Source organism: Moorena sp. SIO4E2 (assembly GCF_010671945.1).
In the GTDB taxonomy this organism is placed as follows: domain Bacteria; phylum Cyanobacteriota; class Cyanobacteriia; order Cyanobacteriales; family Coleofasciculaceae; genus Moorena; species Moorena producens.
Map to the genome: position 1 here is coordinate 1 of NZ_JAAHIE010000169.1, position 13,367 is coordinate 13,367.

General features: G+C 43.6%; 11 protein-coding genes and 1 pseudogene. 7 read left to right on the plus strand and 5 right to left on the minus strand.

Annotated features, from left to right (window positions below; translation table 11 throughout):
• Positions 1-499 precede the first annotated feature (499 nt).
• Entirely contained in the window at positions 500-631 is a 132-nt protein-coding gene (locus tag F6K37_RS18095) for a hypothetical protein (RefSeq protein ID WP_287251472.1), read from the plus strand.
• 160 nt (positions 632-791) lie between these two features.
• Here F6K37_RS18095 and F6K37_RS18100 read toward each other — a convergent pair whose 3' ends face one another.
• Both F6K37_RS18100 and F6K37_RS18105 read right to left on the minus strand, forming a co-directional pair.
• Positions 792-2,123 (minus strand): TRAP transporter large permease, encoded by a 1,332-nt coding sequence (locus F6K37_RS18100; RefSeq protein ID WP_008181447.1) that lies wholly within the window; start codon positions 2,121-2,123, stop codon positions 792-794.
• 4 nt (positions 2,124-2,127) lie between these two features.
• A complete protein-coding gene (locus F6K37_RS18105; protein ID WP_008181445.1) occupies positions 2,128-2,667 on the minus strand; it encodes a TRAP transporter small permease subunit in 540 nt (179 codons plus the stop codon).
• A gap of 504 nt (positions 2,668-3,171) precedes the next feature.
• Here F6K37_RS18105 and F6K37_RS18110 point away from each other — a divergent pair.
• Both F6K37_RS18110 and F6K37_RS18115 read left to right on the plus strand, forming a co-directional pair.
• Positions 3,172-3,438: a DUF2281 domain-containing protein gene (locus tag F6K37_RS18110; RefSeq protein ID WP_044492422.1), complete on the plus strand. Its 267-nt coding sequence runs from the start codon at positions 3,172-3,174 to the stop codon at positions 3,436-3,438.
• A 2-nt stretch (positions 3,439-3,440) separates the two neighbouring features.
• Positions 3,441-3,827 carry a type II toxin-antitoxin system VapC family toxin gene (locus F6K37_RS18115; protein WP_287251473.1) on the plus strand — a complete coding sequence of 129 codons (387 nt, stop codon included), beginning with the start codon at positions 3,441-3,443 and terminating at the stop codon, positions 3,825-3,827.
• Between the two features lie 580 nt (positions 3,828-4,407).
• Here F6K37_RS18115 and F6K37_RS18120 read toward each other — a convergent pair.
• Entirely contained in the window at positions 4,408-9,318 is a 4,911-nt protein-coding gene (locus tag F6K37_RS18120) for an nSTAND1 domain-containing NTPase (protein ID WP_287251474.1), read from the minus strand.
• A gap of 92 nt (positions 9,319-9,410) precedes the next feature.
• Between F6K37_RS18120 and F6K37_RS18125 the strand changes: the two genes are divergently transcribed.
• Positions 9,411-9,815 carry a CU044_2847 family protein gene (locus F6K37_RS18125; protein ID WP_008181438.1) on the plus strand — a complete coding sequence of 135 codons (405 nt, stop codon included), beginning with the start codon at positions 9,411-9,413 and terminating at the stop codon, positions 9,813-9,815.
• A 401-nt stretch (positions 9,816-10,216) separates the two neighbouring features.
• Here the strand turns inward: F6K37_RS18125 and F6K37_RS18130 are convergent.
• Positions 10,217-10,611: pseudogene (locus F6K37_RS18130) on the minus strand (tyrosine-type recombinase/integrase); the annotation flags it as partial.
• 117 nt (positions 10,612-10,728) lie between these two features.
• On the opposite strand from F6K37_RS18130, the gene F6K37_RS18135 reads away from it, so the two are divergent.
• Positions 10,729-11,577 carry a hypothetical protein gene (locus tag F6K37_RS18135; RefSeq protein WP_287251475.1) on the plus strand — a complete coding sequence of 283 codons (849 nt, stop codon included), beginning with the start codon at positions 10,729-10,731 and terminating at the stop codon, positions 11,575-11,577.
• 230 nt (positions 11,578-11,807) lie between these two features.
• On the opposite strand, the gene F6K37_RS18140 is transcribed toward F6K37_RS18135, so the two are convergent.
• The gene (locus F6K37_RS18140) at positions 11,808-12,266 is read right to left on the minus strand and encodes a hypothetical protein (RefSeq protein WP_008181431.1); all 459 of its coding nucleotides are present in this window, start codon (positions 12,264-12,266) and stop codon (positions 11,808-11,810) included.
• 282 nt (positions 12,267-12,548) lie between these two features.
• Between F6K37_RS18140 and F6K37_RS18145 the strand changes: the two genes are divergently transcribed.
• Positions 12,549-12,698, plus strand: coding sequence for a hypothetical protein (locus tag F6K37_RS18145; RefSeq protein ID WP_154659713.1), 150 nt, complete (start codon positions 12,549-12,551; stop codon positions 12,696-12,698).
• Between the two features lie 134 nt (positions 12,699-12,832).
• Positions 12,833-12,988: a hypothetical protein gene (locus F6K37_RS18150; RefSeq protein WP_008181428.1), complete on the plus strand. Its 156-nt coding sequence runs from the start codon at positions 12,833-12,835 to the stop codon at positions 12,986-12,988.
• Positions 12,989-13,367: the final 379 nt, after the last annotated feature.

A 13,367-nucleotide genomic window follows, 5' to 3' on the forward strand; every position in this document is an offset into this window, starting at 1 on the left:
ATCTGTCTGCTGCACTGCCCACCCTACATGAACTCAGTCAAACAGTGATTAATCGTAGGGTGGGCAGTGCCTACCAACGCGGTTTGCAAGCTTGATGATCTGTCTGCTGCACTGCCCACCCTACATCAACTGACCCTCAGCACCATTGTGATTAATCGTAGGGTGGGCAGTGCCTACCAACGCGGTTTGCAAGCTTGATGATCTGTCTGCTGCACTGCCCACCCTACATCAACTACTCCCGACTGGGAATTGTAACAGTGATTAATCCTAGGGTGGGCAGTGCCTACCAACGCGGTTTGCAAGCTTGATGATCTGTCTGCTGCACTGCCCACCCTACATCAACTACTCCCGACTGGGAATTGTAACAGTGATTAATCCTAGGGTGGGCAGTGCCTACCAACGCGGTTTGCAAGCTTGATGATCTGTCTGCTGCACTGCCCACCCTACATCAACTACTCCCGACTGGGAATTGTAACAGTGATTAATCGTAGGGTGGGCAGTGCCTACCAACGCGGTTTGCAAGCTTGATGATCTGTCTGCTGCACTGCCCACCCTACATCAACTGACCCTCAGCACCATTGTGATTAATCGTAGGGTGGGCAGTGCCTACCAACGCGGTTTGCAAGCTTGATGATCTGTCTGCTGCACTGCCCACCCTACATGAACTCAGTCAAACAGTGATTAATCGTAGGGTGGGCAGTGCCTACCAACGCGGTTTGCAAGCTTGATGATCTGTCTGCTGCACTGCCCACCCTACATCTTTTATTATGGGTATTCAACCGGACTTGATATCAAGTACTCAAAGATGGCAAGAAACTGACTATACCAGGAAAGGCAATAATCAACACTAACACCAGCAGTTGCAACAGGATAAAGGGAATCGCACCTCGGTAAATTTCCATGGTTTTCACTTCTGGTGGGGCGACACCCCGTAAATAAAACAGAGCAAAGCCAAAGGGTGGTGTCAGAAATGAGGCTTGGAGATTGGCTCCGATAATTACCCCGTACCAGACCAAATCAAGGTTAAGCTGTTGGGCGACTGGAGCAAACAGCGGTACTACAATAAAGGCAATCTCAAAAAAGTCTATAAAGAAGCCTAGTAGGAAAATCGTTAACATACTGACTATTAGGAAGCCAATGTAACCGCCGGGAAGGTTTAACAGCATCGCTTCCATGACGCGATCGCCATTCAAGCCACGAAACACTAAACTAAATGCTGTTGAACCCAGCAATATAAATATCACCATGCTGGTAATCCGCATCGTGGCATCAGAGCTCTGTCGCAGGGATGCCAAATTCAACTGACCATTCACACCAGCCAATACTATTGCGCCCAGGCAACCCACAGCCCCTGCTTCCGTTGGAGTGGCAATCCCAAAAAAGATACTGCCCAATACTAATAGAATTAACAATAATGGCGGTACCATTGATTGGATCACCCGCTTTCCCAAAGCTTTGCCACTAATATCTCGCACTTCTAGGGGTAGGGCTGGTGCTGCGTCTGGCTTGAGCCATGCTACAATGATCACATGAATGGCAAACGCCCCAGCCATCATTAAACCAGGAATCACGGAACCGATAAACAGGTCTCCTACGGAAATTCCTAACTGATCTGCTAATACTACTAGGACTACACTAGGGGGGATAATCTGTCCTAATGTCCCGGATGCCACGATTACGCCAGTGGCTAGTTCTTTATTATAACCGTAGCGCAACATTATTGGTAGGGAAATCAGTCCCATGGCTACTACTGTTGCGGCAACGACTCCAGTAGATGCCGCCAGCAACGCCCCCACAATCACCACCGCTAAGGCCAATCCCCCTCGCAGCCGTCCAAACAGAATGCCCATGGTTTCCAACAGCTGCTCAGCAATGCCAGATTTTTCTAGCATCGAACCCATAAAAATAAAGTAGGGCACTGCTAGGAGAGTGTAGTTGCCCATGATGCCGAAAATCCGCTGGGGCATAGCGGTCAGGAATATCGGGTCAAAGATACCCAAACTCACTCCCACGATGGCAAACAAAATTGCCACCCCACCTAGGGAGAAGGCCACCGGGTAGCCGATGGAAAGTAATACCAAGGCACCGCCAAACATGGCCGGACCTAACCAGTCATAACCCATGGTTTTATTCCTCCTCCTGGGGTGCCAAATATCCAGCAAAAATTGCCCAGTTTTTGATGGCTTCTGAGATTCCTTGAAGAATCAGCAACCCAAAGCTGACAATAATCATGGATTTAATTGGGTAACGGGGTAACCCTCCTGGATCTGGTGACATTTCTTGAATCGTCCAGGAATTAACAATTGCTCCCCAAGAAAAATAAATTACCATGATGCAGAACGGAATTAAGAACAATAATGTCCCAATTAAATTAGCGATCGCTTGAGCCTTTGGCTTCAAACTCTTATAAAAAACATCCACTCGCACATGGCCATTATGCTTGAGAGTGTAAGCCGCCCCCAACAGGAATACTAAGTCAAATAAGTACCACTGAGTTTCGATAAACCCATTAGAACTCAAGTTTTCTCCTATAAAACGTCCCAAGTAGCGACCAACGACATTCCACACACCAATCAGGATCATCAGTGGCAAAATCCAGTAGGTTAAGCGACCAATTCTCTCGTTGAAGCTATCAATTAGTCTAGAAATACGTAATAGTTGTTGCAATAGCCACCCTCCTCACTTACCAGCTATTGGAAAGATATTTTATCATAGCAATTACCGATGACTGCGCTGCATCAAGACATTGTGCCCAAGAATAGATAAGATTGGATAAGTTCTATCCAAGCAAAATAAGGCGTTGGTGATTCTGGGTATGATTGTGCCCCCCTAGGGCGTGTCTTCAAACTCGGAGATCCCCCTAAATCCCCCTTAAAAAAGGGGGAATTTGAGTATGGCTCCCCCCTTTTTCAAGGGGGGCTGGGGGGGATCATAATCTTGCGGAAAACTTTGAAAACACGCCCTAGCCCCCCAATTTTGCGGTGCGACCCGTGGCGAATTTAATTCGCCAACGGAAAGCGCACCGGCGGGGGAACAAAACTCTAAAAGTCCCCCGAGCGAGGGATTGCTCGCTCGGGGGATTTAGGGGGCTTTACCAAAACCAAACAATCGCCCATTCATACTTCAATTCAGCAACGCCCAAAATAATAAGTGTTTGATGAAAGGGTAGTGATGAATCACCAGACGATAGGTTTACCTCAAGAATTTCTGAGAAGCTTGCAGGCATTACCAGCACAGCAACAGCAGATGGTGTTTGAGTTTGTGGAGTTTCTGGCTCTTAAGTATGTTGAATCTGAGCCCAGTCAATCTCAGGCTCCTCGGATTTTAGGGTTGCTGGAAGGACAAGGATGGATCAGTGATGATTTCAACGAGCCTCTATCTGATGAATTTTGGTTCGGTGAGAACGATCCATTGTCAGATCAGTCTCAGGCAGGTTAATAATGAAACTGCTATTGGATACTCATACGTTTATCTGGTTGACGGTAAGTCAAAGAAAGTTATCGGAACAGGTTAAAAGTTTACTGGCTGATAGGCAAAACGAATTGTTCTTGAGTTTGGTTAGTGTCTGGGAAATGCAAATCAAACTCCAACTTAACAAACTATCATTTAACTTTACCCTGGCTGAGGTGTTGGAAAGACAGCAGCAGACAAATGATTTGTACTTTTTACCGATTGAGTTAGATCATATCTATGCATTAGCAAGTTTACCATTACAGCATCGCGATCCTTTTGACCGACTTCTGATCGCTCAAGCTGTTGTGGAACAGATGCCTTTGTTGAGTATAGATTCTGTTTTTGATGCTTATCCAATCCAGAGGCTATGGTAGAAAGCAGCCAATGGCGTCATATTATCGGTGTTTAACAATTCTATTATTATCCTTTCTAACCTAATTAAAATGTGTTTCATGCTGCGCTAAGACATGATATAAGCCAGTCATGAAAATAATCGCGATCGCAACACCAGGCCAAGGCAAAGCGGAGCATGTCAATTTTGTTAATCCCTGATTTAGATCCCCCTAAATCCCCCTTAATAAGGGGGACTTTTGAATCTAATTCCCCCCTTTTTTAAGGGGGGCTAGGGGGGATCTATTTACCTAATTACAAAGGTGACATGCTCCCAGGCGAAGTGCGATCGCAAACCAGAATCGTTTTTGAATTAAGAATATAATTCTCCATTCTTAATTCAAAATTTTCATTCGATTAGAATTTGGAAGAATCTGTAAGTTCCGGTAACCCCAGTTAGAAGTATTATAAATGATGTAATAAGTATTATAAACAACGCAAAAAGCCGATAATCTATCCAAGATTTCGGCTCTAATGGTAATATATTTGGTTGGTAGGTACCCCCGATGAGGCGATGGCTTAAGCACCTACTTCATTCTTCTGTGGACAGGCATGTGATTATTTCTAGTCTGGGGCTAACTGTTGCGCTACTGTTTTGGGGTCTTTATCTATTTCTTCTGTATCTGGATTGAGGTCGATGTCAGGATTGAGTGTTTGTGCTTCAGAATAGACAGAAATAGCCTCCTCTATTTTTCCCTTTCCTGCTAGTTCTCCTCCCTGACTCACTTTAGCTTGTGCGGTTAACAAGTACGCTACCGTTTTGGGGTCTTTGTCGATTTCCTCTGTATCTGGATTGAGGTCTATATCAGGATTGTGTTTTTGCGCTTTTTTAAATTTTTTAACAGCAGCCTTGACATTTGGCTCTTTTTGTAAAACAAAAGCCCTACCTTGTCTCACCAGAAATTCTGCTTTGGTTTTATCTTCCCAATCGGCATACTTGAGACAGGCTTCTCCTGCTTTATTATCTTCTTTATTATCTTGATTATGGTGAGGCGCAACGAGGTAAGGATGAAATTGCAGCTGATCACATCCCTCTTTTAACCAATCTTTCCAATTTCCACCCCGCCACAAACGCACTGTTCCGTCGCCACTGCCACTGATAATCTGTTTGCCATCTGGACTAAAAGCGATCGCATTGACATCAGCTGTATGACCTTCTAATGTATGGAGCAATTGACCGGATTCGGTGTCCCACCAACGCACTGTGTTGTCCCAACTGCCACTGAGTATCTTATTGCCATCTTGGCTAAAGGCGATATCTAAGACAGAACGTGTATGACCTTCTAATGTATGGATTAGTTTACCGGTTTCTGTGTTCCACAAACGCACTGTGTTGTCCCAACTGCCACTGAGTATCTTATTGCCATCTGGACTAAAGGCGATCGTATAGACAGTACTTGTATGACCTTCTAATGTATGGATTATTTGACCGGTTTCTGTATCCCACAACCGCACTGTGCCGTCGTCACTACCACTGAGTATCTTATTGCCATTTGGACTAAAAGCGATCGCATCGACAGAATCTTTATGACCTTCTAATGTATGGATTAGTTTACCGGTTTCTGTATCCCACAACCGCACTGTGCCGTCGCCACTACCACTGATAATATGTTTGCCATCTGGACTAAAAGCGATCGCACTGACATCAGCTGTATGACCTTCTAATGTATGGATTAGTTTACCGGTTTCTGTGTCCCACCAACGCACTGTTTTGTCCCTACTGCCACTGAGTATCTTATTGCCATCTTGGCTAAAGGCGATATCTAAGACAGAACGTGTATGACCTTCTAATGTATGGATTATTTGACCGGTTTCTGTGTCCCACAAACGCACTGTTTTGTCTCTACTGCCACTGAGTATCTTATTGCCATCTGGACTAAAAGCGATCGCATCGACAGAATCTTTATGACCTTCTAATGTATGGATTAGTTTACCGGTGTCTGTGTCCCACAAACGCACTGTGTTGTCATTACTGCCACTGAGTATCTTTTTGCCATCTGGGCTAAAAGCGATATCTGTGACATAACTAGTATGACCTTCTAATGTATGGAGAGGTTGACCGGTTTCTGTGTCCCACAAACGCACTCTGTTGTCCCTACTGCCACTGATAATCTTATTGCCATCTCGACTAAAAGCGATCGCATATACAGAATCTTCATGACCTTCTAATGTATGGATTAGTTTACCAGTTTCTGTGTCCCACAAACGCACTGTGTTGTCCCTACTGCCACTGAGTATCTTATTGCCATCTCGACTAAAAGCGATCGCATAGACAGAATCTTTATGACCTTCTAATGTATGGATTAGTTTACCGGTGTCTGTGTCCCACAAATGCACTGTGTTGTCACTACTGCCACTGATAATCTTATTGCCATCTTGGCTAAAAGCGATATCTCTGACAGTACTAGTATGACCTTCTAATGTATGGATTAGTTTACCAGTTTCTGTGTCCCACAAACGCACTGTTTTGTCCCTACTGCCACTGAGTATCTTATTGCCATCTGGACTAAAAACGATATCTCTGACAGAACTTGTATGACCTTCTAATGTATGGATTAGTTTGCCGGTTTCTGTGTCCCACAAACGCACTGTTTTGTCTCTACTGCCACTGAGTATCTTATTGCCATCTGAACTAAAAGCGATCGCATTGACAGAATCTTTATGACCTTCTAATGTATGGATTAGTTTACCGCTTTCTGTGTCCCACAAACGCACTGTTCTGTCCCTACTGCCACTGAGTATCTTATTGCCATCTGGACTAAAAGCGATCGCATAGACAGTACTTGTATGACCTTCTAATGTATGGATTAGTTTACCGCTTTCTGTGTCCCACAAACGCACTGTTCTGTCCCTACTGCCACTGAGTATTTTATTGCCATCTGGACTAAAAGCGATATCTCTGACAGAACTTGTATGACCTTCTAATGTATGGATTAGTTTACCGCTTTCTGTGTCCCACAAACGCACTGTTTTGTCCCTACTGCCACTGAGTATCTTATTGCCATCTGGACTAAAAGCGATATCTCTGACAGAACTTGTATGACCTTGTAAAAGATTCCTTTCTCTAACCTTATCTAAAGCTGCCAATAAGCTATAATTAACTTCATTAATTACTGTTGGTTTTAAGTTTTTTTTCTCAGATAGACTATCAGCTGTTGTTTCAATAGCTTTTATCAATTCTTCTGTGGTTGGTTTGACTGATAGAGAATACTTAATCTTGGTAGCTTCTGCTTGTAATTTTGCATTAATTGCCTGTTTACGAAATTTTAAACCAAAATAAATCGATACAATTAAGCTTATTGCTACCACACCTATAACAAAAGCAAATAACCCAACCCTTACCCATTTATTTCTATTACGCTGCTGAATACTGTGACCAATAAACTCCTTACCCAACACAGAAAGCAAACCTAATTCAAAATAATTCTCCAAATAATTCTCCGCTTCCGTCAATTTTGCACCCGTAAGCAGATAATCCGGCAATTTTACTTCCCTTTTCCACTCTTCAGCCGCCGCCTCAATCTTACGGGCTATTCTCATCCCATCCCGGTTTTCACTTATCCAACTCCGCAACAGACTCCAATGACGAATCAAGGCTTCATGAGCCACATCCACCACTGCTACTGTCTTTGTTCCTTCTCCTTTACCTACCATTTCAGTGGTAACAACTAGCTTTTCATCGGCCAATTTCTGAACTACGGTATCAATAAGTTCTTCGCTGTAGCGCTGATTTACTAAATTTGGTTTAAATACTCGTCTGCGAGTATCTTCTGTCCCTTCTCCCAACTGAGTCAGTGCTAGAAAAATATGCCGTACTGCTGTTTGTTCTTGTTCAGAAAATAGTTCATACACTTCAGTCGCCCGTTGACGCAAAGTACCCATCACACCACCCAATTTGACATAGGTGTTGAGCCGCAAACAGTTATCAGTGCTTTCTTCCCACAGTCGTGTCAGGGTATATTGCAGTAATGGCAGATATCCTGGTGCATCCGCTACATCTGTCAGTATTTCTTTCACCAGTTCTGGCTCTATCTCCAAATCTACCTGTTTGGCTGGTTCTGCAATTGCCTGTTTTAACTCCTCTGGTGACATGGGCATCACAGCAATTCCATGTTCTTGAATCTGTTGTGCCAATCCGCTATAGTCCTGTTCAAGACATTTACCAAAAAAGTCTGCCCGCATTGTCAATACCAAGCAGAGTTTATCCCCGGTTTTAGGTAAAGCTCCTAATAAGCATTCAAAAAACTGCTGCCTTTCTGAGCTATACTGACACAAGGTAAAGGCTTCTTCAAACTGATCAACTACCAGTATTAGCCGCTGGGTATCGGTCACAGCGATTAATTGTCTCAACCCTTCAGAACCCTTTTGGATCAAATCCTCGGCTTGAGCTAATTGATTTGCCCGTTCGATATCAGATAACCCAGAATCTACAAAGGTTAGTGCTAAAGAATTGAGGGGGTGTTCACCGGGTTGAAAGATTTTTATCTGCCAACTTTCACTACCAGATAACCTTTGTCCCAGTTGTAACTGATACAATAATCCCGCCCTAACTACACTGGATTTCCCACTACCAGACGCTCCCAAGACAGCGAGAAAATTACCAACACGCACCTTTTCCAACAATTGGTCTGTTAAGGCAGTACGACCGTAGAAATACCTGGCATCTTCTTCCGTACAATCAAAATAAGCCAAACCCTTATAAGGACAGATACTTTTTGCTGATGCAGCTGACTGTTTTGTTGCTGCTGTCCACCTGCGAGTCAGATTAATCGGTTCACCAGAATTACTAAAAATAGGACGCTGGGGAAAAGCATTCCGTTGTTGAGTTAGTAAATCAACTAAGGTATAGTTAGTTACCCATCGCTCTTGGCTTGGTTCCAATCCTAGGATCAGTGCTGAGGTGAGAACACTATGATTACTACCAATTTCCTCATAGGCGAGTTCAAAGGCACGAGAAGCAGCAATAAAACACCGGTCTCTGCCTTTACCACGCTCTCCGGGGTCTGCTTCTGCTACATTTAGCACTTCTCCGGCATAACAGCAATCTAAAATAATAATCTGCTGCCTTACTTCACTGTCTTGTAACAGTCGCCGTAGCCATTGTAAGGATAAACCCCAAGAACCCATGTCTGGGTTAACATCACTAGTTGCCAAAAACCCTTCTTGTATGCCTTTGCTTTTTCGTAAACCATGCCCAGAAAAATAGAGTAGCGCTGTATCTGGGGGTTTCCCATTTGGTTTGAACAATTGTACTATGGCGTCTTCTAACTGAGTCAGAGTGACTTTGGTTTTTTTACCAACGCGAATGGTATTATTATGTTTATCCTTAACCGCCGGAAGTCGTGTTACCTTAAAGTCTCCATACTTCTCTAGTAATTGGGCTACAGCTTCTGCATCCTGCCCAGGTGCCGTTAAATTATTGAGGCGTTCATAGCTGTAGGTACTAATTCCTATTACTAAGGCATTCCGACTCATAAAAACCAGCTTTCTTTAGATAAATAGGTGATTAAGAGGAATACAATTATGTTATCAGTCTTGCTGGGAAATAGTTTAGTAAATATTATATTATGACACAATTAACGCCAATTCAGCTAGAGGATGGCACAATTATTTATGTTGAAGCTACAGAAGATTTAGACATTCCTACGGTAAGCAGCCCAGATAACCAAGACGAAGAGGAAGAGGAAGAAGAAGCCCTTACTGACAAGGGCATGAGTTCTCCTGAAAGGCTACGACAGCAAATAATACAGCACGCTCAACTCATTGAAGGGACGATCCGGGCTTACACTATTATTGGTTTAAATGCCTTCAAGAAAAAGCCAATACCTAACGTTAAAAAAGTTACCTTAGAATTTGGGATTGAATTAGGGGGAGAGGCGGGGATTCCTTATGTCACCAAGGGGACGGCTAAAAGTAATCTTAAAATAACAGTAGAATGTGAGCTTTCTAAGCCAGTTGAAGATAAAACCTAGTTAAGACGAATCTAGCAATTATGTCAGCATTTAGCGCTCAACTAAGGGGCATCGAAAAAGCCATTTACGATAACGCTACCAATTCCCATGGAAAGAAAATGTGAACTTGAATCTCCGGTAAGAACCGTTAACGGCATTAAAATAACAGTCAGCTATTTATAAACACAATCGCATCCAGTCCGCATCGATGCTGAATATCCGTACTCATTTCGTGTTAGTCAACTAATAATATTGAACAAAACGATAGCTGTATCCAGCAAGGATTTCAAACAAATCATGATTTCCAAAAGCTAGGCGAAGGCTAATTTCCTGTCTCTCCCAAAACTGCGGTAACAGGCTGAATTTTAGGCTTTAGCGGCTGATTTTCCATTCATCCAGCACTCAAACCAAAAACCCCCCTCCTAAAATCCCAACTTCTGCACCGCCCTACGCTTAACCTCCTCACCCCGTCTATCATACTTAGCGGTAGTCACAGGGGAAGCATGGCCAGCTAACTTTTGTACCGTCACAATATCAATCCCAGCATCAAGCAAATCAGAGCAAAAGGTCCTGGGAAAATCATGGGGACTAAAGGACTCGACCCCAGCCTGTTTAGCTCGTTTCTGCAAAATCAACAACACGGCCTGGGGGGTCATTTTTCTGTACTGTATCTGCCCCCCTTTGCGTATGGGGCACAACAGCGCCCCTGGTTGATTGCCTCTTGTGGTCAACCAATCATTTACAAAAGCGATGCTCTTCAGAGCCGCTCCGCGAACGCACTTTCCGGTAAATAAACCCTCCTATCCTTACCCCCCTTTAGCCTAACAGAATGTATCTTTTTGTAACTTATAGACTGAAATTATTACCCAAAAAACATGTCACCCCCCTAGGTAGTATTACTATGATTAACTAGAGACAAATTAGGGAACTAACAATGAGCAACATCTACGTATTTCATCAGGGGCGAGGAGATAGTGGCTGGCTCTGGTATAACGTTTTTGATGGCAATGAATGGGTTGGAGACCAACAAGTTCCTAAAACTGGGATGACAGGAGATCCATCAGCAGTAGTATACAATGACCTTCTCTATGTGTTCCACCAAGGACGGGGAGATAGTGGTTGGCTCTGGTATAACGTTTTTGATGGCAATGACTGGGCTGGAGATCAAGAAATTGGTAAGACTGGTATAACTGCTGGCCCATCAGCAGTAGTATACAATGACCTTCTCTATGTATTCCACCAAGGACGAGGAGATAGTGGTTGGCTCTGGTATAACGTTTTTGATGGCAATGAGTGGGCTGGAGATCAAGAAGTTCCTAAGACCGGAATTACGTCTAGTCCATCAGCAGTAGTATACAATGACCTCCTCTATGTGTTCCACCAAGGACGAGGGGATAGTGGCTGGCTCTGGTATAACGTTTTTGATGGCAATGAGTGGGCTGGAGATAAAGAGGTACGGGGCACAGGTTTAACCGATGATCCAGATGCATTAGTCTACAACGGTCAAATATACGTGTTTCACGAGGGCAGAGGTGATAACGGTTGGGTCTGGTGTAATATCTTCGATGGCAATGAGTGGGCTGGAGATCACAAGATACATAAAACTGGGATAACTGCTGGACCATCAGCAGTCGTATATAATGACCAAATTTACCTGTTACATCAAGGGCGAGATGACAGTGGATGGATGTGGTGTAATGTGTTTGATGGTTCTGAATGGGTTGGAGACGAAGAAGTACCCAAGACTGGTATTTCTGAAGGACCAAGTGCAGTGCTTTACTAAGTGATTGCGCATTGCTGAATCAAGATAAGAATGTAGAATTTAGAATTTAGAATTGGGAATTTAGAATTAAGAATTGGGAATTTAGAATTTAGAATTGGGAATTCTGCCTTCTGACTTCTGACTTCTGACTTCTGCCTTCTTAATTCTACATTCTACATTCTGCATTCTACATTCTACATTCTTAATTCTACATTCTTAATTCTACATTCTACATTCTACATTCTACATTCTTAATTCACCATTCTCTCCTCCTTCAAGCACAATCGATCCAATAACTCCCTCGGAATAGTCTCAAAATCCTCCAACAAAAAATCCATAATCGCCAGAGGTTGCAAGTGAACAGGAGTCGGAGGGTAACAGCGACGACTAGTATTAAACCAGCCATTAACAGTGTGAGCGGAACAAGAGCAGATCAAAGCTAGATCTTCCTGGGTTAAGTCCCACTTTTGGTAAAAACGCTGCGGTGTCATGCCCAATTGGTAGTAACTATACAGTCGGATTAGTATTTGCTCTCGCTTCTTGATGCAGTCGCTCATGGGGGAAACCCCCAAGACCGCGCTGCATCGCTCCTTGATGGGATAGGGATACAAATTTTCCTGCTTCGGTTCCCTCTGTTGTCCAAGCTGCTCAAGACGCTCCATCGCTTCGTGATAATCGATGGGATGATGAAAGGATTGTTTCTTTGCCATTATGATAGAGTTACCTAAACTGTAGTTTGGTAGAGAGCCGCGCTTGTGCCCGCTCAAGCAAGAAGCGCGGCTCTTTTAGCCATGATTATATTATAAATAGTGGCTATGGTTGTTGTCAAGTGGAAATTCAAAAAAATCGAGATAAATTTTCGATATTGTAATAATTAGTTACATTTAAAAAGTTAGAATGGTAAATAATTTAGCTAATAGCAACATAAGGATAGTTTAAGACGTTGAATACTTATACTTTGGGGAAAACAAGGCAGAGGGCAGAAGGCAGAAGTGAATTCAACCTTGGCCTATTGGCCACGCTACGCCGAACAACCTTCAACAACCTTGGCCAATAGGCCACGCTACGCGAACAACCTTTCAGATAAACTAGAAGCAGCTTGTAAAGAACAGGTAGGAGTTCCTCTCCTACCACGGTTGTGATGGGAGTGAGCACCATTCACTCCCATCACACTATCTGTTTCTGGTAACGTCATGAGCTTTACTGGGTAATGTCATAAGCGTTATTTAAACATTACACTATAAACGCATCCATGACAAGGCCAAAAATAAAAAATATGAGCCTCAAACTTCCAGAGCATGAATTTGAGGCACTAGAGGAGTATTGTAAACAGTATCACAGGGGTAAAACAGAACTGATCAGGGAATTTATCCGGTCTCTACCCACTTACAAGACTCCAACAACAGAAGAACCACTACCCGATAATGACTAAGACATTACCAACGGGATGAGCTGGGCATGTAGAGATGGGGTTTGGGTTTGCGATCGCAGCTGTACCTGAACAAGAAACCCAGGGAATGTAGAGATGAGGAAAGGGTGTGCGATTGGCCTTTAGGCCACGCTACGCGAACGCAGCCATCGAAAAGACAGATCCAACCGCCGGGCTAGTCATTACAAAAAAAAGACCCATCATCGGGTCTAGAAACAATATAGTTGGAAGCGCATCGGACTATTGAACTTCCAGAAAAGATTTGGGTGTGGCTCTTTTGGAAAGACGTTTGGTCAGGTTTAGAGAGGTATCGGAAGAGTAGGAGGAGCAGTAATAGAGCAACGAGCTTGAATTAGTCGTTTCATCAAAGGAAGGCCATCTT